Genomic DNA, 22,351 nt, shown 5'->3' with positions numbered 1-22,351 from the left:
TTAACCTATTATTAATATAATATATAAGGATCTAAATATAAGTACTTAACTTATTATAGATATTACTTGACTATTTTTCCAACTTCTGTACAAATGTCGATGTTCGTGCCACTTCAGTACTCCTGGATAAAATACTAAAATGTAATTTTCTAATTCGTGTATTGAGTCTTTTTGCTCTGAATCTGAGTCATTTTTATAGTAAACGTTGTGTTCTGCTAAAACATATTTTGTGACCTTCTGATCTGCATAATTTTCTACTTTGTAAAGATGGATAATGCTGAATCTTTCTAAAATTGGCTTGTGTTTTAAATTCCAATGTTGCCCTGAAAGTTTATCACTTCCCAATACAAATTTATTTCCTCTTTCTTCTACACTACTAACTGAAAAGCACGTATTTATGTCTCCTAAATCCCAACTGTCTGATAATACTATCTGCGCTTTTGCAAATTTAATCGATGGTAATAAACTCTGTGGTAATGGATATAGTGCTTTTAAGTTGTACCACAAAAGATCTCTTTCATAGATGCCTTTATAATCCCTTGTGTGAGGCTCTGTTTCTCCAAGGATTGCTACATCTAGGCGATATATATCATTGCTTAAAGCTCGTTCATAATGATCGCGTAGATAATTTTCTATAATCCTAATAACTGGACCACTAGACCTGAAAAAATTTACTCTTCCAAACGATAACACTGGCCCATTTTTTTCAACTTTTATACCAGAGTAGTCTGATAACAAACTTCCAAATAAACTTTCATCTAAAATAAACCTATCAACGTTGTAATAATCGTTAAAAATCCTCATTAGCCGCGATCTTACGGGTAACGATAGTTTCGCAAGTTCCACAACTGCATCTACAAAAAAGTTATTTGGAACATTCCTTATCCCTATCTGCAGCTCAAAAAAATGTTTACCTGGTGGTTCTTCGATAATTGTAATATCTTCTATATTTGCCCATTTTAGTGCTATTTTAAGTGATGCAGGTGTTCCTCTCAGTCTTTGAAATTTTACTCCTTCTACTATCGCCCTTCTTTTATTTTTTACCCAGCGCAATATCTCTTCTAAACCATATTCTTCTATTATCCATGGTAATGTTTCTTCTTTCAGGTTGAACTTAAACCCTCTGATACAGCTTGGATCAACCTTATAATCTATTGCATCAACCAGTGCTTGCTCTTGCTTTGTTGCGTTTGGCGGTAATAAACTTTTCATTTGTCTTTTCTTTCAAGTTGCTTTAACTTCCTTTATTTAGGTAGCTTATGAGTAAGCAAGAGATCATTGCAGAAAAATAAAGATGTTCTTAATATCGAAAACACTCTCCATAATATTTGACCATATTATCCATACTTTAAAAAATAAGTTACAACTTCTGGAAGAAAATCAATACTTTCGTCTCCCTAACATTGGATCCAGTAAACCTTAAACCACTTATTGCACGCAATCCCCTCACTGGCACAAAACAAAAAAAATACGTTTTAAATCCTATCTAACTTGACGTAGCCAAGCACTGCACACTCATTCCCCAGAACCACAACATCCTCTCTTGGCTCGATTAATTCTACGTTTTCTACACCCTCTACAAACAAATTTGCTATTATCCATGATCTTGTTACGTTCCATCCCAACCTTTTGCTTGCTTCAAACTTCTTAATAAATTGCTTCTTGATTTCTTCCTCTGATGTTATGTAATTCGTGCTGATTCTGCTGTGAATATCTATTTCCGTAATATTGCAACCAATTACTGTTACTGTATCTGTTAAAACCCTTATATCATCTCTAGTAACCTGCTTTTTTACAATTTCTAGTAGTTCTTCTGACACTATGCCAGTTGTGGATAATTGTGTTGATAAAATCGAGATCTGTACTTTCCCTGGTATAGGTGATTCTACTAGCGCATCCTTTACTCTTCTATCTGCCGAAAGTGCATTATAACGATAATATTCTTTGCTTCCTCCTGTTGACCAACCTGCTATTTTTGCTTTTACCCTCTTTCTAAATCTTTCATCCTCTTCTTCTTTTTCTCTCTCTACTCCATAAAACTCAGCCAAATTATCAAGATCTTCTCCTGTCGCAAATTTAAGTAAGTTACTCTTTACTGCTTCATTTATTCTTTCTCTAAGCAAAAGTTCTCGCCATGCTGCTACTTCTAATACCTTCATTGCTGGATCACTTTCCACCAATCCTGTAAAACTTGCATCTCGCTTTACTAACTCTTCCTTCATTCTCGAAAAGATTTCCTCAAAGCTCAGTGATTCAATAATATTTGGCTGCTGCATCTTTATACTACAACCCCATCGAAGCGAATCTTTCTTCCCATTGGCAGATACAATCCTTCTAGATCAAGCGTCACTTTTCCTTCTTTTACTCCTTCAACTTTTACTTTTTCTAACTTAAACCTCTTGTCCCATTTTTCCAAAGCTTCTCCTGTTGCTGCATATATCTCAAGTGTTAAATCTCTATTTATTGGCTTATCCACCAATTCAAATAATCTTGACCCATAATCTCTCCTCATTACTCTGCTATTAATAGGGGTAGTTAAAATATCTACGACAGATTGCTTTAAGTGCTCTATTCCTTCTAAAGCTTTTCCTGTTTTAGCATCCATACCCTTCATTTCTATTTTGCAAAAACGCTTTCACTGCCTTTTATTACTTTAAAACCACATGAAACTATATCTCCTACTCTTCCTATACTATAGCCATTTGCAAACACTATTTTTGATCCTTGAATCATTACTTTTCCTTCACTAAAACTGTCTCCTTGTCTACATATTGACTTACCGTTTACAAAAACATTATTACTTCCGATAATGCAGAAATGCGGTGTTACTTCTACACAATAATCTCCTACTCGTACAACCGATTTATTCATTTAATTAAGGTTTATTCTATCTGCTTTCAGTTTTATTTCGCTCTTCGTCATCTCTATGCTCGATTCCCCAGCTTTCAGTGTTATTTTGTCTACTACTTCAATCTCTAAATGATGCTTCTCTTTATCATATAACAATCTTGTTCCATCCTGAAACTTCACACTATTTATTTCTTTTTTATTCTCTGGTGCAGCATACTTCTGTTGATATATTCCAGCTAGTACTACTCCTAATGATAACTCTCCCAATGGTGACAATATTACTACCTGTTCATTTATGCTTGGTGGTAGCCAGCTTCTTTCCTCTCCTGCTCTAGAAGTTATCCATGGAAGAAAATCTGTTAAAAGTTCTCCTATCTTCACTCTTACTTTTGCTTTCTCATAATCTACTTCTTTTACAACTCCTATTCGTACAATGTTTGCTAACTTTCTTTGCAGCTCTGAAATAGCAAAATTACTCTCTAACATTTTCTTCTATTATAATCGTATGTGGCTTAATCTTATTTTCTGTCCATATCGATTTACCTAAATGAAGCTGATGACTCCAATCAACCATCCACACCAAATATGCATCTAATTCGGGTCTAAATCCATCAGGCTCTGCAGAGAGAAATTCAGCAGGAAAAATATTTTCCACGTTCCAAGTATTTTTATTTACTACTTTCGCAACCTCAGCAGCTAATGTTCTGACAATAATAGCTGCATTTTCTATTGTGCTATCAATCACAATTCGTGCTTCAAATCTTGCTTTCAGCGCTAATTCCTCTGTTCCAGGATCTTTTCCCGATTCTAAACTCACAAGCTCTACAAATAACGCTGGCGCTAATAATTTTTTTCTTATCGATGGATAAATTTCACATGTCTGTATTGCTGGTATTTCTCTCTTCAGCGTAGTGCAGATTGCGTTATGCAAATCTTTAAAATTCATACACTTTCTGTAATATAACTTAATTCACGTTCAAAAAATTTTGTAAATACTTTCTCAACCTCATAATTAACAAGATTTCCTATTATCCTTGAAGCCTCTGGTTCCAGCGGTAGTTTTACTTCCTTTATTGGCAATGATGCTCTTCCTTCACGTTTAAAAATACCGCTATTTCCTTTTGGCATAACTGCTGCAAATCCTCCTATAAACTCATGCTTTCCTACTTTCGATCCTCTTCTTGTTTTTTGTATTTTGCCAATTGCCGATGCTCTAATGTCATAGAGATTTGCTCTAATTAACACTTCTAATCTGCTAGTTTTCGCCTTAAAAATTCTTAATCTCTTTCTTATCAAACTTAATTTTACCTTCTTTTCCTCACTGATTTCCTTAGCTGCTTTTGCTTTTAACCATAGTGCTGTTCTATTTAGTGCTTTTATAGCTGCCAGTTTTACTTTCTGCTCTTTTCCGTCAATATTGGAGATTATTTCATTAATATTGTTACTAGTTTTAATATTAAACACTTTCTATTGCCTCAATTTTCCATATTTTACCTGAAGAATCTTTCAATGGTGGTTCAAAAATCTTGTAGAACCTTTTTTCAATCTTGATATAATCACCTATGCTAAAGGAAGTAACGTCCTGATCACGTATTTCTATAGAAGCAATTTGCTGAGTTAATGCTCCATCTGAACCTAGAGAGTACGTAGTCTCAGGACGTTTAATTAGCACTTTTATTCTACGAATGCCCTCCTTATTTTTATTACAATATATGGCTTCCACTCCTAGATGCTCAAAACAATCTTCCAATAATTTTCCTATATTCATCAACTAGAACTAATTTTTACCAAAACTGCCGGACGATGGCACATTGGCAGAGGATTTGACTGCGTATGTAAATCAGTTCCTCTATCAAATCTTCTTGGCTCTTGTTTTGCATAAAGTGGTTGTCCTAGTGTGTTTACCGTTTCATTAAAATCTGCTGGTGCAAAATATGTCGTAAATGTGCTTGCTGTTCCTACTGGAAAACAGTGCCCTGTATCTTTCTCAATAAATCTTCTCACGGTTCCTTCAGGGTCAGTTGCTTGCCCTCTATATTCCTCAAATGTTATACCACAAAACGTAAATCCTGACCTCATATCATTTCGAAGCGCTGCTCCTTCTTGCCATCTCTCGTATGCTTCTTTCACTTTAGTATGTGAAGTTAGTGCATCAAAAAACTCAGGGCTTACCAAGGCATGAATTCCGGTCATATATTCACCACTTAGATTATCTTCTATATGCCGGAGTACTTCCATACACTTACGCTTTACATCAGTTGTTGCAGTTCCTAGTGCAAAATTTACTACTTTTGGTGTGATTTCAAATTCGTTGTACAGATTTAATAATTCTGACCCATCAGCATCTAAAATTATTCCTTTTAGCGCTCCCATTCGCAAATGCTCTAATGTTATTGCATGTTTGTTTCTCATTAGCTGCAAATGATCAGTTATTACATCTGCCAGCGCTTTAAGTTCACTCTCTGATCCAAATGCTCTTATTCCTTGTACTTCCTCTGGTAATACTACATCATCGTGTGGAATATGTGGAATCGTAAATGTTCTTACTTTTCTTTTTCCTCTTTTTCCTACTGTTGCTGGCGCTCCGGGTAACTGAGTTGGTAGTAAACTTAATACTCCATTTTGCTCTTCTATGGTAATATGTCTAAATCTTACTGACCTACTTGGAAACAAACTTAAATTTTCAACTCGTCCATAATTTATCGGCAATATATTCATCGCATTTGTTAGTGCCGTCATGCTAAATGCTGTATTTGTAAATGGATTTTGCATTTTTTATTTTCCCCTTTTGTGTTTTTAATAGTTTTTTTAAGCTCCCTTGCGGATAATGATCCCTCGTCCTTCAAGTTGCTTTATTGCTTCAGCTTTCTGTTCTTCAGTGATATTTGCTGGCCACACAACTGCATGATCTGCTAGTATTGCACCACGAGTAATAATTACTGCTTTGGCATTTTCTGTCGCATTTACATCACTTACTATTGCACCTATTGCTGTTTGTGTGCCGTCTGTTCCAGTGGGATTAAGGACTCTAATAAAACCATCTTCCGTCTTTTTGGCAACTACTGCACCAAGCTTAAGATTTTGACCTTTAGCTACTGTTATTTGATCTCTTGAATATAGACTTGATGCCTCATACTTTAATAAGTCACCTAGATTATTTTGTTCAGTTATACATGTCATATTTTCTTTTCTCCTTTTTTTCCCTTTAGTTTACCGCCATGTTTGTAGTTGTTGTACCCGACGGTTATAAAAAAACTTAAATACTTGATTGTGCTCTAGCTTTAGCTACTTGCATCATCAACTCCTCTCCTGAATTCTGTGGTATTGCACTCATTATCTCTGTCTTCTTCGTTCTCTCTGCAAGTAATTCCATTAAAACTTCCCTGGCTTGCTCAACACTTACGCCTTGCTCAATAAATTCTCCTATCTTTTCTGGCATCTTTGATATATTACATAATCTTATTATCTCTAAAATTTCTCTACGACAGTTTTCGTAGCCTTCATCAGTTAACTCATTAGTTGTCATACTAACACTCCTACTTTTATGATTATTGATAAATTCAAAAAATGTTGTAACTCCATCTGCAAGACCTATTTCTACTGCTTTCTCGCCAAAATATAGACCTGCTTCTGTTGATCGAATCTTTTCAATTGAAAGACCTCTGTTTCTTGCTATTAGCTGCAAAAACATTTCATATAGTCTTCCTACTTCTTTTTGTAAGCTTTCTAAACTTTCAGACGTCATTGGCTCATGCGGATTTAAATCATTCTTCCGACTACCAGCAAATATTGTGGTATATTTTATTCCCTGTTTTTCGTCAAATCCACTTTGATCTATATGACTTGCTATTACTCCTATACTCCCAATTCCTGAAGTGCGGGTGAGAAAAATCTTTTCAGCGCTAGAGGCTATAGCGTACGCAGCAGAATATGCATCATCATTTGCTATTGCAATAATTCTCTTTTTTGCTCTTGATTCATAAATAAAATCAGCTAGGTCAAAGACACCGTTTACTTCCCCTCCTGGACTGTCTATGTCAAGTAGAATCGTCTCTATGCTTTTATCTTCTAAAGCACTCTCTATCTCTTCATGAATATTTTCATACGAAGTCATGTCTAAAATATGATCAAAAGCTTCTGTTTTTTTTGTCAAAACTCCATAAATACGTATTATTGCTATTCCTTTTGGATTTATATGAAAATGCTTTAAATTCTTAAAGATAGGTTGTTTGCTGTTATATAATGATAGTAGTTCAAAACTTCTTCTCTCTACCATTATTGGTTTATTTATCCACATCACCTTCCTCCCCTTATTGTATTTTATGGCACATTAACGTCACAATCGAAACAAAGTCCAAAAGAATTAGCTCGCTTTTGATCTTCTGCTATTTCTTGGTCAATTTCTTCTACATCATAACCCATTTCTGATACTACTTCCGATCGACTCTTAAATCCATTCCTTACTGCCATTTGCTGTGCTTGCTGGTCTTTTAAAGGATCAACCCAATCAAACCCTTGTGGTATCCATTTTACTTCTTTCAATGACTCACTTGTTAAATCTTTAGCTATAGAAAGTTTTCCAGATACTAACGCTAATTCTAGCCATCTATTCCATACTGGTCTGCAAAATTGAAATACCATAATGTTGTGTTGCAGCATAGCACATCTACGACGAAACTCTATTAATCCAGCTCTGATTGATGAATAATTAACGCCTGTTAAATCTCCTGTTAGCTGCTCATATGTTATCCCTGTACCAATCGCTATTGCCCTCAGTTGCTGTCTCATGAATGCTTCATAACTTCCTCCAACATCAGACGGCTCTGAAAATTTTATATCTTCTCCTGGGTCTAAAAGTTGCATTGTTCCAGGTTCTAGGCCAGATAATGCTACTCCTTGCTCATTACTTTCACCTTCTCCTAAAATATTTGCTTCTGGATCGAGTCTCGTAATAAATCCAGCAAACATTGCTGCAGTTTTCTTTCTCACCAGCTCTGCATCATCATATTGATCAAGCTCATAAAGCTTCAGCAGTATATTAGAAAGCCAAGGCTCCCCTCTAACTTGCCCAGGTCTTAGTGGTCTGTAAATATGTAAAACATCATTTGCTGGCACTCTCACTGATTCTCCAAACATACTTTCACCAGGGTGTTCTTTAAATAGGTAGTATGCTTCTCTTTGCCCAAGCCTGTTAAACTCAATCCCGTTTCTTATTACATTACCATTTCCTAAAGTTTGATTTGTTTTATTATCTAAATGTTCAGACTCAAGTACTTGCAGTTGTAATGGTACAGAAAATCTATCTTCCAGCTTTCTCGTTCTTAAACGTACAAAACATTCTCCTCCCTCTATCATACTTCTGCATACTAGAGCTTGTAATCCATAAAAATCACTTACTCCGCTACTGTCTGCTTCATCTGTCCATTTTAGCCATAATTCTTGCACCTTCTTTCGAAATTCTCCATCCCTTGCTTTTGATTGTGGTTTTATTCCTGTTCCAATCGAGTTACTTACTATTGTATCAATGATATTTGCTGCATATGGGTTTTTTCTCACCATATCACGTGATCTACTACGTAAAGTTTCAAGGTTTTGAGACAGCAAATTGTTTATACTTCCTAACTCTGGTTGAAAGTGAAAAAATCTTCTTCCTGAGCCTGCTGCATCCCACGCTGAGCTTTTTATCTTTTGTTTGTTAAATAATTGCTTGAAGGTTTTTAGCAGCATTTATAAAATTCCTTTACTCGTTGAAAAAACAATTTTCCTCTTTGGCCTCATGCCTGCAACTTTTAACCCCGCTTTTATTCGTTGCCTGAGCTCCAATAAATCCTTTATTTGAACTTCCCCGTACCGCACAACATGGTCACCATATGCAATTGAGACAACTCTTTCTCCGCTTTGCAGTTTTTGAATTGCTTTCTCAACTTGAGTTAAATATCCTTCACTGTACATTTTGATTACCAAGCCACTTACTCTGTCTTACTTTTTTAGGCTTTTTGCTTTCCATTTTTCCACTCAAACTATTCCATTTACTCTCTGGCCAACGATCCATTCCAAGCGCAATAGATGCTGCTCTCGCATAAATTCGGCAATCCAGTACTTCATTTCTTTCTCTTACCTTTTGCCATTCTTGTTTGGTGTATCCTTTTACCACTTTGCTGACTAATTGCTCTGCCGTTAGCTGCTTAAAATATTCAGGTGCATACTCCGGAAAATGACAATATCCTGGCGGTGTTTCTTCACCATCTTTTAAAATATTAAGTAATTGAAAAAGCTCTGACTTTAATATCGATACTCCTACTGGCCAGAGCTTTATTCCTCTTTTTAGCTTTTGACCACCAACTGTTATATCTACTCTACTTGGGCTGCTCAGTGGCACTAGAGCTTTATTTACACCTTTGACTGCCATTACTCTTCCAGAGCCCTGATGACCTCTTACCCAGTTGTATACTTCCTGCGTTGCATACCCTGCATCAACCGCCATCATACTTATCATGTATTCAAGACCATTTTCACCGATAAAATGATGATTGAGGAGCTCCGAAAGTTTTCCCCATACTTCTCCTCCTCCAGTATCACCTTCAAATACCTGGTAGTCTATTGACCAACTTTCACGACTTTTTCCCCATGCTACAACTTCCACCTCTAGACGATCTTTTTGGACATCTACTCCTGCTGTCAAAACCACTTCACCTTTTGGTACTGTGCCTACGGGAAAAAATTCTCTTCTGTTGAATAATTGCTTCCAGTCTGGTACTTCTCCCTTATCTACCCAGGTTTCTCCAAGCGTTGTATTTATCCATACTTTTAGTAATTGTTCACTTTCTTTTGCATGGAGAAAATCCTCCACTGCTTGAGTCCAGCTATACCAGCCTACTGGACTATAAAGACTTGAAAGATGAAATCCTTTTTTCTCACCTTTCATTGGATTTGTAGCTCTCCATTCTCCACGTTCAAGCATCTCTGTCTTTTGATGATTTTCTATCTTTTCACCACATTCTATACATATATAGTGTGCTGTACTTGGATTTTTATCTTCCCATTTTATTTGTGACCATTTTAGAACTTGATAGTAATTACAATACGGACAGGGAACAAAAAAATATCTCTTATCTGTTGCTTCAAATTCTTTCTCAATTCTGCTTATTCCATGAATCGTTGGTGTTGATACTAAAAAAATCTTTCGCCGTGCAAATGTATTAGTACGGGCTATGCTGAGTAAAACTGGATCTCCTTCACCTCCCGAATCTCCTGGATAGGCATCTATCTCATCAAGAAAGAGATATTTTACTGGCATGGACCTGAGACCTACACTGCTATTTGCTCCGGTTATTACTACTATTCCACCTGGAAATTCCTTACTTTGTACAGTATTGCCTGAATCTCTTGATCTTGGGTCTTTTACTTTACTTTTTAAACATGGTGTACTTTCAATCAGTGGCGCAAATCTTCCTTTTGACCAACGCTTTCCCATTTCAACTGTAGGCTGTACTACCAACATTGGACCAGGAGTCTGATCTATGATGTAGCCTATCCAATTGTTACCAGCTTCTGTTCCTCCAATCTGCGCTCCTTTCATGAATACTACTTTTTCTGCAGGTGAAGATGGTGATAGTGAATCCATTATTTCTTTTAAATAAGGAGTTCTTTCTGTTCTCCATTTACCTGGCTCTGATGCTGCAGTTGCTGCTAAAACTCGATACTCATTCGCCCACTCTGATACTTTAAGCTGGGGATCTGGTCTTAAACCTTCAGAAAAAGCTCTAGCGTATATCATTGTCTGCATCTACTCATAATTGGTTCTATCTCGACATCATTAACAATAGAACTACACTCCTCCATCTCCATAAGCATCTTTTTCTGAAATTCGTTTTCTATATATCTTTTGCTCATCTCACTTATCATTATTGCTATAACAAGAGCAAATATCCCTGTTATTGTTGCAAAAATGATTGCACTGCTTATTGTTGCTGCTGTTAAACCTATATATGCTGCCATTACTACTGCGCTAACTGTAATACAGATGCAGATAATATTATTATGTTTTTTCATCCTTTTATCTGCTATTTCTCTCTGTGCTATATATTTATTATGAAGGGTTGGAAAATTAACAACGGTATCTCTGCAGAGCAATGACCCATTTTTTTCAGTAAATAAAACTTTAAGTAACTCCAAATTATTTGATTTGATTGCTAAGTGCAAAACAGGTGTATAATTTGCTCCTTTTTTCAGTAGTAATTTTACTACATGTAAATGTCCTTTTTCTGCAGCAAGGTAAATCGGTGATAGACCTTTATTATTTACAATATCAATATCGATTTCTTCTTTTAAGATAGACTCTACAAGCTCAATTTCTCCCATTTGTGCAGCTAAATGGAGTAGACTATTCTTTTCAGAACCGTATTTATTACTCATCAAAGCCTTCTTTATCTCAGGTTTAGCGTAATCAAATGGTGTCTTACCATTATCATCCCTGATTAAAGGATCTATATCCTCTCGAGTTAGTAAAACCTCTATTGTTTTAAGTCTTTCAGCGTAATGTAGTGGCGTTTTATTTTCGTAGTCTTGCAAATTTACTTGAGCATTAGGCTCCTTTATTAAGCATCTGAGGATATCAAGACATAAATCTCTTTCATCATAATTAGTATTACTTACGGCTATATGAACAGGTGACAATTTCATTGAGTTTTGTCCCATGCGCGCGCTATTTACATCTGCTCCTAGCTTTAGCAGTAACTTTACTATTTCCAACTTTTTGTTATTAACTGCATAGTGCATTGGTGTCTGATTTCGTGCATCAAAGACATCTATTTCAGCGTTTCCTTCTTCCACTAAAATTTTGACAACATTCTCATGTCCTATGCCTGCTGCTAGATGTAATGGCGTATGATGCAAAGCATTTCGTACATTAACGTCAACACCTTTTCCTATCAAATATCTAACTGCATTAACTTCACCTATCATTGCAGCTAAATGAAGTAAGTTATCTTGTTCTGATCCGTATTTGTTATTAATTAGCGCTTGTAATATTTCTGCTTTTTTACCTTCTTTGGCATAATCTAAGGAGGTTTTGCCTTCATTGTCCTCAACAAAAGGATTGATATTCTTTTTTGTGAGTAGCAGATCTACCATGCTTAATTCATCAAATTCTATAGCACAATGTAGTGGTGTCTTTCCATTTAATCCTCTAACATTAACATCTAATCCAGGTTGATTGATGAGACACTTTATTAACTCTAAACTTAAGTTATTAGCCATTTTATATTTGAAATTTAGTATTAGATAATTCTTGTAATGAGTTTGTAATCTCTTCAGTGAGCGTCTTATGAATCTTTTCAGTGTCACTCAGTGATGCAAGCAGTGCTGAAACTCTATTTGGAATATTAAGCAAATTATTACGGACAACTCTTGCTACGTTAAATGCTTCATTTCTTACTTCCTCTACTGCTATAAGTTCTCCTATCTCAGCCTTAGCTTTCGCCTCAAGCAGTTTACCACGTTCCATCTCATTTTTTATTCGCGTTTTTAGCAACATTGTAGAAAGGTTATTTGTATTTTCGTTTTCTGGATTTTTCCTCCTAAGTGGCTGACTTGGATCTCTTATTGCTGCCACCGCTTCATTTGCTTGTTCTCTACTGATCAAACCATCCTCCAACTCAACTATTCCTTTCTTTACTAAATAACAGACATATTGCTTTGATACTCCTATCTCTCTTGCCCATTCCGTTTGTGTGATCTTTTCCACTTTTTTTGCTTCTTTTTTACAAATTTTCTTCTTGAATTTCTGCAAAAGTTTTACCAGTACCGGCTAAAATGGCATCTCTTCCGGTATATATTTGCCAACGTTTTATGGTTACATCTACAAATTTTGAATCCAGCTCTATTGTTCTGCAAATTCTTCCTGTTCTCTCACATGCAATCAGTGTGCTGCCAGAACCGCTAAATGGATCAAGTACAGTATCCCCAGGTCTGCTGCTATTAACTATTGCTTTCTCCATTAGCTCTACTGGCTTCATTGTTGGATGCAGTGAGTTATGTGTTGGCTTATCATAAAACCATAGATCACTTTGATTTCTACCTCCATGCCACTCACGTTTATTGCCGCTTTTCCATCCATAGAGCATTGCTTCGTATTGTCTTTGATAATCGGACCTTCCTAGCGTAAAGTGATTCTTTGCCCAAATGATAAATGTTGACCATTTCCCTCCTGCTTCCTCAAATGCTTTTTGCAACGTTGAAAACTCTGATGATGATATGCAAATGTAAATTGCTCCCTTCGTATATGCTAAAATATTGGAACAGATATCGTAGAGAAAAAGTTCGTACTTTTCACCTTGATTATCGTTTAATATCTTTTTGTCTTGACTGCTACCATAGTTAACGTTATATGGAGGATCACAAACAGTAATGTCTGCCATTTTATCATCTAACAGCACTTTATATGATTCAACTACAGAGCTATCACCACAATAGATTCGATGATCACCTAAAATCCAAAGATCACCTGGCTTTGTTATTTCTACCTTTTTGTCATCAACAACTAAGTCAGAAAGATCTTCTTCTTCACCATCTAAATCATCAAGAAAGTTTTGAACTTTTTCTAGCTCAAATCCAGTCATTTTAAGATCAAACTGCAAATCTTCTAATTCTTGAATTTCCACTCTCAAAAGATCATCGTCCCACTTTGCCCAATTAGCTGATTGATTTGCCAGTAACCGAAAAGCTTTAGTTTGTGGTTCATTTAAATTATCACTTAAAACCACTGGAATACTTTCCATACCAAGTTTTCTTGCTGCTTTAAGTCTTAAATGACCATCAACCACAGTACCATCACTTTTTGCAACTATTGGAATACGAAAGCCAAATTCCCTGATTGAAGCACACATTCTATTTACTACGTCATCATTTTTACGAGGATTACGCTCATATTCAACTAGGTTTCGAGTAGGATAGTAGTGGATTGCTAAATTCATATAATTGCTATACTAATTAAAAAGTTAATATTCAAAATATGTCTGACGCTAAAGAAGGCCTGGGGCCAGCACCACCAAACCCGCCAGTATGGCCGAAAGGACCCACTTTTACGGTATTTTTAATGTGTTAAAATCTTTACTAAGATTCATAACGTAGAACATTAATGCCAAAGCATCTGCTTGATTATCATCTCTAGGTGAAAAACCTTTTTCACGTATCGCTTCAATAACTTCACTCTTACTTGCATTACCTTTGCCTGCTATAAAGCGTTTTATAGTTTTAACATTAACACCTTGGTAGGGAATATTGTTCTCTTCACACCAAGCAGATAGAACGGCAAGAAAACCACCGTAGCAATGCGCTGCATCAGTTCCTAGATGTCTTCTCACTTCTTCAAAATACACTGCAGTGAACTCATATTTCAAAGAATTAAGCCAATTACGAAAATTTAAGAAGTGCATGCCACCTCCACTGAAACGACTACCATGAAAACTTTTGCTTCCACTTTCAATTACTCCATCTGTTAGAATTGCCCAGCCAGTTTGTTTGCCGAGATCTAATGTTAAAACGGACATTTATATTCAGAGTTTGTTTCGCTAGAGTGTAAAATACCCATATAATATATATTCAGGATTTGAAAAATTTTTGTCCAAAAAATCTTCTTCTTAAGCAAACTTTTTAGAAAAAACTTGGTTAAAAATCAGTAAACAGCCATTGCATAATTATTGGTCAAGACTTTCAAATTTCTATCTTAACTATTTAAATAGTCTATTATGTTATTATGGTGTGGTTAGTTTCTTATGAACATTTATCCAAATCGTAAATTTTGGGAAGATGATTTAGAAGTCCCTGTTAACCATTTGCTTGATCGTTTTCACAATACAAAAATACGTCAGTCTTGGATAGATTCACTTTCTGGTAAGCAATTAAATATTATTTTTCAAAACTCCTTTAAAGATAAATTAAATGCTCAACTCTTTGATGATGAAAGTTACGATAATACATCTGTACAATACAAACGTAAAGTGATTGCTAATTATTCCGATTCTCTCGTTACTTACTACTTGATTACCTGTTTTGACCGTGCAAAACTAGAGGTTACTGTCAGTGAAATTGCAAGATCTGCATTAACTACGGAACTCATGAAATCCTACCTTGTAAAAAATAATAATAAATATGATAAGAAGTCTTTGCTGTTTCTACTGTTTCATGCAGATTACAATCTTTTAAAGTCTGTCTATCACTTTGAAAAAATACAAAGAAAGAGTTTCATGTCTTTTGCCTTACAAAAAATACCAAGACGACCAAGTACTCCATTTAAAGACTTTATCTCAGAGGAAATCATACAACAAATACTGAAAGAAGATAACATTAAGAAAAATGACAGTTTCGAGAATCAATTACAAGGTTTCTTCTATCATCAGAATCGTTTATATGTGTTAATACGCAAAGCTAGCGATATAGATTTGTTGTTAAATTCAAACAAAGTTATTCATGGCCATAAGGCAGAGTGGATGATTTTGGATTTTCTACTAAATGGCACTCAGGTAGATCTTGGTGCTAGAAATATTGATCAAGCTATAGAAATAGCAAATAGCATTGCAAGTTGTTACTTTGGCTGCGAATGTATTTTTGTAGATGTGCAGGATAAAAACTTCGCGGAACAGGTACATAAATTTATAGAAACTTGTATTAATGAATCTGATTCAAATATTCGTGTTTTTGAGTTAAAGTTTCAGTCAAATCGTTTCAATTACAGCTATACTAATATCACTTTGACTGTTGCTCCATATGATCCTATTGCACCGGAATTGCATGTTTTAAAGCCATTTGTAGGAAACATAGTGCCATTTATAGAGTCGATTAAAGTAATATTTCAAGGCAAAAAGATAGGCTTATTTTTCAAGCGAAGTGATGAGTATATAGCAATTTACTACTCTGAACATCCTCTGAATAAAAGGGAAAGAGAGGATTTTAAAGCATACATAAAACAATTTTATGGTCTTACAATCTTGCCAAGAGCAAATCTCTGATCTTCTTAATTCTGGCAGCTCTTGGGTTAATCCAAATCAAAATTATATCAAAGCAGCAAGGTATTTGTCAGATCTTGAATTAATTCAGATGCAAGAGAGGTCTTACATTATCTGCTCTCGTAGACAAGATAAATTAGATTGGCCAAATATAGTTGATCCATACTGTAACAATGAGATTTTCATTGATGAGGACTTTAACGAAGCATGCGATAATATAATTTGTGAAAATTGCAACCGTGATATTTTACCTAATACCTACAAGAAGCAAAGATTTCACCGCTTATCTGCATATTTAAACCCAGAGAAATTTATGAATTGGTTTGAAGGTCAGCTAAGTGATACAAATTTTATGTGGCAAAAAGTGGAAAGTGGAGTTTATCATGTTGGTGGACAAGGTAAGATTGTAAGTTTAATCATACTTGATTTTTGCACCAATCCAACATTCTTAACGATAGATAAGCTTAAAGCTAATCCAACTGTATTAATAATACTGAGAAAAAATCCATCAAACATACCTCTTGATTTGCCCACAGTAAAAATGGTTGACCTTTTCTTTCAGCATAAGACTTTAATTGAAGTATTCCAAGAAGCAGCACAAAGAGGAGTACTAGAGTTTATACCAAATACTTCAATGCAAATCTTACATACTGCACTTAATCTAATTGAACCTCCTAAAGAGAAGGAATTACTAAAGTTGCAATTGATAGAGGGCTCACTTTACGTAAACAATATAGAGATTCTAAATAAGAAAGCTGTAGCATGTATGAAGGTTTTTCGCATATTATTTGAACAGTTTTTGCATGATTGTAAAAAAGAATTACCTCCTGAAAAACACATGTTGCTTAGCATAACTGAAATAGAAAAACGCCTAAATCTCGATCCAGAAGCAGATCCAGAACATTACATTAGAAAACCAATAAACACAATTCAAAGAACAATAAAAACCACCTTAGCTAAAAAGTTAGGACTAAACATCGAACGTAATGATGTGATTCAAACAGTTGGTTGGCCTGGATCATCGCGTAGAGATTATGGTTACCGTATTAACCCTTTTACTGTGGTAGTTCGTTAACTGTGTTGACGAGAAGTAAAAGTAGTATATTTTACCCTAAAGTCACATCTAGCTTTAAAATACAGTTTTTGTCTTATTTAAAAAAATATAAATTCTCAATTATGTAACTTACCAAAAGCCTAAATTTCTTTTGCTTTCTTCAATCTTTTCTACTCTGTTCGTTTGCCGACTTTTGTGTTTGAAGCACATCTACACTCAATGACCCTATACTAATATATACCGGATTTCTTACTACTTTTTCCGGGATTTTCTCAAAAAAAGTTAAAATAATTTTAAGACAGCTAAGAAATTAAAAAGAGCATTATGTCTTTTACAACAGAAATCTTCGCTATTTGAGTCCTTTCCATTTTGGAAACAACTTTTTACTTGAGCTGAAAAGAGATTACATGAGTTTTTGGTAAAAACATACAAAACCTATCTAAATCATCAATAACGCTATAATAGCCCTCTAAAGACGTTTTAAAGAATGGTATTGTAGTAGAGAGATTATTTTGGCTCCATTCCCTTCTTGTAAAGCTAAAGATACTAATGTTAGCAAACTCTATAAACTTAAGAATAACTGTAGAAACTATTATTTTTTAAAGTCAGAAAAAACATCACTTACAATTCAACAATTCTCCAAAATCAATTATGTTTGAAAAGTAATCACTATCTATAACATCATCACTTACATCATTGACGTGGATAAGGACTGGACGACATGAAAAGCCTTTTGGACGATTTAGTGTATCTATTTTCTTTTGTACCTCTTGTATTATTGAATAACCAATTTTATTTTTTGAAAATTTGATTTCGCAAATGTAGAGAGTGTTAAACTTCGTTTGAATCATATAATCAATTTGACAACCTGCACTATTACGCGTTCTTTTCTGAAAAAATGGATTCTCGCTTATTATTCCATCAATTCCTAAGATATTATGTATACTCTTTCTATTGTTCAGCACCAAATTTTCAAATTGAAGCCCAATAATTGTATACCACTCTGGTAAGAACCCTATAGAATAGGTGTCACGACTAATTTTTCCTAGATCTTTTTCGATATATTTTAGATAAAACCTTAAATAATTATCTTGAAGTCTGTATCTCCTGAGTCGTGAATCAGTACCAGTTTTTATACTCCAAGTATGATCTTTTGCAATAAAACCAGCAAGCTCAAGCTCATGTAGATACTCAGAAATGCGTCCATGTCTTACGATATTTAAAGTAGCACAAATTTCTTCTTGTTCTTTAGCTCCAGTAGAAAGAGCTCTGACTATTTGCTTATAAAAAGCCGTTTTTCGCATGAATAAATCTGAGAATATTTGATTAAATTCTTCAACTAAAAACCCACCTTTTGTAAAACAAAGCCTTTTAATATTTTCTTCAGCGCTATGTTTAAAATTTACCTCCTCTAAATACTTTGGAATTCCGCCAGTTACTGCAAGCACCTTAAATTTTTCATATGCTGAAATATTTTTCGGCCAAAATTCATTGCAATCAGAAAGTGATAATTCTCCGAGTGTTAAAGTTAACGATATTCTCCCTACGAAACCAGTGCTGCTAAGTATATTTTTCTCGATCCAGGATGAAGCTGATCCACAAACAACAAAAATTAGCTTGTTATTATTTTTTAGCTGCGTATCCCAAAAATTTTTTATTTTGCCTAAAAAGGTTGGATCTTTTGAGCCCATCCAAGAAATTTCATCAAACAGCAATAATGTTTTTCCTGATAGTAGACGTTCACCAACTGCCCATAGTAAATCGCTCCAGTCATCATACCTAGCAAAAGATGTATTAAATTGTCTAGCAACTTGTCTAGAAAATTCATTAAGTTGGTAGGACATTGTAGTATGCTTTTCTGGTGGCAAACCTATAAAGGAGTAATATTGTTCAAAATACTTACCAAACTCTTGAATTAAACGACTTTTTCCTATACGACGCCTTCCTTTGACTACTACAAAAGATGCAGTATTTTTTTCTGTAAGCTCCAGTAGTTGTTTTAACTCAGTTTGCCTACCAATAAATGATGGAGACATAAAATACGAAATATAAATCTTTGTCTCCGTTATACTAGATAAAATTGGAGACGTAAACAAATAAATTTAGATCTTTGTCTCCATTTTAAGGGGCAATCAAGTTTTACGAGCTTCTGTTTCTTCTTCTATGGCAGTAACTTCAAACTTTTTTCCTTGAGCTACCTCTACAATTTGCTAATTTCATTACTGAGAGTTTTGCAATTAATTGCTCAGAGGTTTGCGATAAAAGTTGTTGTATTCCCATAATAGTCTCCATAACCCCTTATACTCACCATAAGTTGTTCAATCTTTTTTGAAAAATTTTCTTTGCAAAGTGTAAAAAATGTGTTAAACTTACCAGTAAGTTTACTAAAGATGCCTTTTATTTGCGTTTTAGAGGGCATTATAAGCGTTCTTTAGTGTGGCTAGTAAGTTTATACCCTAAAGTTACAGATAGCTTTAAAATGCAGCTTTTGCCTCATCTAAAAAAATTAAGAATATAAAGCTGTTTATTTTGCTTTCTTCAATCTTTTCTACCTCAAGTCTTCATCGCGCTTGCATAAAAGCCTTATTAAAGCAACTAGACCCAGCTCACTTGAAAGTTATTGAGTATTCCGGAAAATCCGGAGATCTGAATTCTTAGTTCAGCTATTAAACTCAGTAGACCAGCGTTATGCGTTTGTTAAAAAAAAGATGAGGGTTAGAGCCTCTGTTAAACTTATGGTAGAAGTAAAGCTGTTGCAAAAATAACGTTTCAAAAAGTCTACTAACCATTTGTTCTTTAGGTTCAAAAAATTTTCTTTGCAATCAACAAAAAGCATGATAAACTAGTTGTAGGGTTTTTTCTAATAAATAAAAGTTTGGGGTATTAAGATGCCTCGTAATCGAGTTTTAAGCTACCCTACATGAGTAACTTAGGTCTTGGTGGTATAATTGTACCCTGAAGTCATAGAATCTTTTTAAAACGCTATTATGGATCATTTGTTTTTCACTGCCTTTACTTTATATTTTTATTATAGGTTGCAACTCCATAGAAAAAGCAAAATTATGAAAGGACATCAAAAAACGTTGAGTTCTTCTCTTAACTGATATATACTATGTACTATAGCATAGTATATATTTATATATATAGATTTTTGCCATCTTGCCAACTTCCCTAAACCCGCTATAGAAGAGGACTTTACCCATGCTATCTAGTTGGCAACTTTTTGCCATCTTGCCATCTTACTATTTCTTTAAACTATTGATTTTCTTATATTTTTATCAATTTTAAGTTGGTAGAATGGCAGATTCTTCAGTTTGCCAACTTGCCATCTTGCCAACTTACTATACTATTTTGCCATCTTGTTTTGTAGAATTATGTATCACCCAAACGTCTGGATTTTCAACTGGTAAGGTTACTCCGTTATTTGGTGAAAGATAATAATCTGGCTTTACCAGCACATGTTGATTTTCAGAAATTTTTAACTCCATGTCTTTAACACATAAATAGCCGTACTTTGATTTAGTGCTTGATACTTTATATCCAAGAGCTTCCTTAAAGAACTTTATGTGGCCAAGAGCTGCAAGATGGCTAATCCTTTCACGGATGCTACGTTCACTTCCAAGGCCTAGCTTTCCCTCAAAATACCTAGCAAAGTGTGCCACGGTGTAAGTTTCGCCTTTATATGCTTCATTAGCAATTAACTCTAAAATTATATCACATCTTCTTAGACGTTCTAAATCCAATTTAGTATTATAGCTAGACCTTACTATTCTTTCTGAATTTAATGTATCATCAGATTGTACAAACGCACCGTTATGCCAATAAAATGAAATCTTTTCTTCGTTAGATGCAGAATAATTTGACTTCTTACGGCAAAGTACTCGTTCATTACCAGAAGCATCAGCTTTATCTGGCTTTGACAAGTACCAACGAGATCTTACTGTATTATTCCACGCAGTTGAACCACCTGTACCTGTTTTACGTATTATTCCTGAATCAGAAGGATGAGCACATAATAATACAGCTCCTTTTATTACTTTCACTATTTTTCCACAACAACTTTGAATAAATTGTCTCACATGAGAGCGATTGTTTTCATTGCCACCAAATAAGTCTGCTGCTGTATCTAAAACTACTAGCTTTGGTTGAAACAATTTAATATCTTCAAGTAATTCTTCAAAGCAATGAGTTAATTTACCTATATCTTTGTTATCAAATACCATGAGTAGATTATCTTTCCACACTCTCGATAAAAAGCCAATATTATCATGAAAGTCACAGGATTCCATATCTAACTGATATAATCTATTTATAGCACACTGTCTTCGCCACAGCTCTTCTGTATCATCTTCACAAAATACACCATATGTCTTCATCTGCTCAATTTCCATTCCCAACCAAGATTTACCTGTGCTCGCTGCTGTCATTAGTTGTTGAGCAAGTAGAGACTTTCCCATACCACCATCACCGTAGAGAGCCGTAACACTTCCAATAGGAAGCCAATCTTTAACAATCCATTCTCTTTCTGGAGCAATATTAGCCCAAGCTCTGGTATCTATTCTCAACGATTTTTTTGAAGGAGCCTTTTTTGTACTAAGGATGAACTCTTCAACATTTACACCTTCTTTCACGCAATCAGCAGCGTCCCAACCCTTTGGTTTATCTTTAGGTATTTCCAAAATGCAAAGTTCTTCAACTCCAAGATAAGTAAGTTTCATAGCAGATTTTTCAGCATATCGTTTACCTGCTTCATCATTATCTGGCCATATAATAATGTGTTTACCTTTTAGCGGAGTCCAATCTGTTTTTTCAATAGGTGCATTTGCTCCTGACATTGCTGTTGTTGCAATTATTCCTTTCTCTATCAGCGCTTCTGCACATTTTTCTCCCTCAACCAGAACAACTTTATCGGACTTTAAAATACCTGGAATATTATATAGTGGCCTTATCTCTGGTACACTAAAGGTGGATTTTTTTATATCAAAAGGAAGATATCGCTTTCCATTATTATCATCATAACGATAGACTCTAACAATAGCTTGGCCGTTTTCATCGTAATAATCCCAATATGCAGTTGGATTACTTGAAGTTTTGAAATGACCAAGCCACTGAGCTATAGAAGTCATTACTTCAGGAAACTCTATTCTCGTACTTTTTCTATGTACTCCTGCCCAAAGATCAATGATATCACCACCTTCTCCTGTTGCAAAATCATGCCATAGGCCAGCTTCACTGCCACTTAATTCTACTACTAGACTCTTGCCTTTATCACCTTGTATATTGCCTACATAAAACTTATCACCACAAAAAATCCCTCTTGGCAATAGATAAGAAAGGCATGATCTGATATTTAACAGAAGCTGAGCTTTAAGTTGTTCTTTTTCTACTAACGGTGCATTTTTTCGTGGAGCTGCAGTATTAAAATCACAATAGATACCCATAA

At 34.9% G+C, this 22,351-nt stretch carries 22 protein-coding genes; 2 read left to right on the top strand and 20 right to left on the bottom strand.

Annotated elements, in window-relative coordinates:
- Positions 1-45 precede the first annotated feature (45 nt).
- The 18 genes from ACFEL3_RS01325 to ACFEL3_RS01240 all read right to left on the bottom strand — a co-directional run bounded on the left by ACFEL3_RS01325 (position 46) and on the right by ACFEL3_RS01240 (position 14,399).
- Positions 46-1,212 carry a phage tail protein gene (locus ACFEL3_RS01325; protein WP_236514655.1) on the bottom strand — a complete coding sequence of 389 codons (1,167 nt, stop codon included), beginning with the start codon at positions 1,210-1,212 and terminating at the stop codon, positions 46-48.
- Between the two features lie 263 nt (positions 1,213-1,475).
- Positions 1,476-2,276, bottom strand: coding sequence for a baseplate J/gp47 family protein (locus ACFEL3_RS01320; protein ID WP_236514657.1), 801 nt, complete (start codon positions 2,274-2,276; stop codon positions 1,476-1,478).
- A 2-nt stretch (positions 2,277-2,278) separates the two neighbouring features.
- Positions 2,279-2,614 carry a GPW/gp25 family protein gene (locus ACFEL3_RS01315; protein WP_236514659.1) on the bottom strand — a complete coding sequence of 112 codons (336 nt, stop codon included), beginning with the start codon at positions 2,612-2,614 and terminating at the stop codon, positions 2,279-2,281.
- Positions 2,615-2,616: 2 nt separating this feature from the next.
- Positions 2,617-2,871 carry a PAAR domain-containing protein gene (locus ACFEL3_RS01310; protein WP_236514662.1) on the bottom strand — a complete coding sequence of 85 codons (255 nt, stop codon included), beginning with the start codon at positions 2,869-2,871 and terminating at the stop codon, positions 2,617-2,619.
- Entirely contained in the window at positions 2,872-3,336 is a 465-nt protein-coding gene (locus ACFEL3_RS01305) for a phage baseplate assembly protein V (protein ID WP_208571542.1), read from the bottom strand.
- Complete coding sequence (locus ACFEL3_RS01300; RefSeq protein WP_236514664.1) at positions 3,323-3,796, bottom strand: hypothetical protein; 474 nt, start codon at positions 3,794-3,796, stop codon at positions 3,323-3,325. Before ACFEL3_RS01300 ends, ACFEL3_RS01305 begins: the two co-directional genes overlap by 14 nt.
- Complete coding sequence (locus ACFEL3_RS01295) at positions 3,793-4,287, bottom strand: phage tail protein (RefSeq protein WP_375316780.1); 495 nt, start codon at positions 4,285-4,287, stop codon at positions 3,793-3,795. Before ACFEL3_RS01295 ends, ACFEL3_RS01300 begins: the two co-directional genes overlap by 4 nt.
- 19 nt (positions 4,288-4,306) lie before the next feature.
- Positions 4,307-4,618: a hypothetical protein gene (locus tag ACFEL3_RS01290; protein WP_236514668.1), complete on the bottom strand. Its 312-nt coding sequence runs from the start codon at positions 4,616-4,618 to the stop codon at positions 4,307-4,309.
- A complete protein-coding gene (locus ACFEL3_RS01285; RefSeq protein ID WP_265039622.1) occupies positions 4,618-5,622 on the bottom strand; it encodes a major capsid protein in 1,005 nt (334 codons plus the stop codon). Before ACFEL3_RS01285 ends, ACFEL3_RS01290 begins: the two co-directional genes overlap by 1 nt.
- Positions 5,623-5,658: 36 nt before the next feature.
- On the bottom strand, positions 5,659-6,030 hold the full coding sequence (locus ACFEL3_RS01280) for a head decoration protein (protein WP_208571546.1): 372 nt from the start codon (positions 6,028-6,030) through the stop codon (positions 5,659-5,661).
- Positions 6,031-6,106: 76 nt separating this feature from the next.
- Positions 6,107-7,147, bottom strand: a complete 1,041-nt coding sequence (locus tag ACFEL3_RS01275; RefSeq protein ID WP_265039621.1) for a S49 family peptidase — start codon at positions 7,145-7,147, stop codon at positions 6,107-6,109.
- A gap of 23 nt (positions 7,148-7,170) precedes the next feature.
- The gene (locus tag ACFEL3_RS01270; protein WP_264683185.1) at positions 7,171-8,577 is read right to left on the bottom strand and encodes a phage portal protein; all 1,407 of its coding nucleotides are present in this window, start codon (positions 8,575-8,577) and stop codon (positions 7,171-7,173) included.
- Positions 8,578-8,802 (bottom strand): gpW family head-tail joining protein, encoded by a 225-nt coding sequence (locus tag ACFEL3_RS01265; RefSeq protein WP_047759508.1) that lies wholly within the window; start codon positions 8,800-8,802, stop codon positions 8,578-8,580. It abuts the gene before it with no gap.
- Positions 8,792-10,627, bottom strand: a complete 1,836-nt coding sequence (locus ACFEL3_RS01260; protein ID WP_264683186.1) for a phage terminase large subunit family protein — start codon at positions 10,625-10,627, stop codon at positions 8,792-8,794. Before ACFEL3_RS01260 ends, ACFEL3_RS01265 begins: the two co-directional genes overlap by 11 nt.
- Complete coding sequence (locus tag ACFEL3_RS01255; protein WP_264376273.1) at positions 10,624-12,108, bottom strand: ankyrin repeat domain-containing protein; 1,485 nt, start codon at positions 12,106-12,108, stop codon at positions 10,624-10,626. The genes ACFEL3_RS01260 and ACFEL3_RS01255 overlap by 4 nt, the downstream gene beginning before the upstream one ends.
- 1 nt (position 12,109) lies before the next feature.
- Positions 12,110-12,595, bottom strand: coding sequence for a hypothetical protein (locus ACFEL3_RS01250; protein ID WP_264683187.1), 486 nt, complete (start codon positions 12,593-12,595; stop codon positions 12,110-12,112).
- 16 nt (positions 12,596-12,611) lie between these two features.
- Positions 12,612-13,823, bottom strand: a complete 1,212-nt coding sequence (locus ACFEL3_RS01245; protein ID WP_264683188.1) for a DNA modification methylase — start codon at positions 13,821-13,823, stop codon at positions 12,612-12,614.
- A gap of 108 nt (positions 13,824-13,931) precedes the next feature.
- Complete coding sequence (locus ACFEL3_RS01240; RefSeq protein WP_264377052.1) at positions 13,932-14,399, bottom strand: crossover junction endodeoxyribonuclease RuvC; 468 nt, start codon at positions 14,397-14,399, stop codon at positions 13,932-13,934.
- 225 nt (positions 14,400-14,624) lie between these two features.
- Here ACFEL3_RS01240 and ACFEL3_RS01235 point away from each other — a divergent pair, with 225 nt between their 5' ends.
- Positions 14,625-15,857 (top strand): hypothetical protein, encoded by a 1,233-nt coding sequence (locus ACFEL3_RS01235; RefSeq protein ID WP_264377051.1) that lies wholly within the window; start codon positions 14,625-14,627, stop codon positions 15,855-15,857.
- Entirely contained in the window at positions 15,823-16,929 is a 1,107-nt protein-coding gene (locus tag ACFEL3_RS01230; RefSeq protein WP_264377050.1) for a hypothetical protein, read from the top strand. The genes ACFEL3_RS01235 and ACFEL3_RS01230 overlap by 35 nt, the downstream gene beginning before the upstream one ends.
- A 596-nt stretch (positions 16,930-17,525) precedes the next feature.
- Here the strand turns inward: ACFEL3_RS01230 and ACFEL3_RS01225 are convergent.
- Positions 17,526-18,944 carry an AAA family ATPase gene (locus ACFEL3_RS01225; protein WP_264683189.1) on the bottom strand — a complete coding sequence of 473 codons (1,419 nt, stop codon included), beginning with the start codon at positions 18,942-18,944 and terminating at the stop codon, positions 17,526-17,528.
- Positions 18,945-20,249: 1,305 nt separating this feature from the next.
- On the bottom strand, positions 20,250-22,349 hold the full coding sequence (locus tag ACFEL3_RS01220; protein WP_375316770.1) for an AAA family ATPase: 2,100 nt from the start codon (positions 22,347-22,349) through the stop codon (positions 20,250-20,252).
- Positions 22,350-22,351 lie beyond the last annotated feature (2 nt).

The organism is Wolbachia endosymbiont (group A) of Opomyza germinationis, assembly GCF_964264765.1.
GTDB classification, from domain to species: Bacteria; Pseudomonadota; Alphaproteobacteria; order Rickettsiales; family Anaplasmataceae; genus Wolbachia; species Wolbachia pipientis.
The sequence above is the reverse complement of the archived record's forward strand: the minus strand, read 5'-3'. Positions and strand labels throughout refer to the sequence as shown.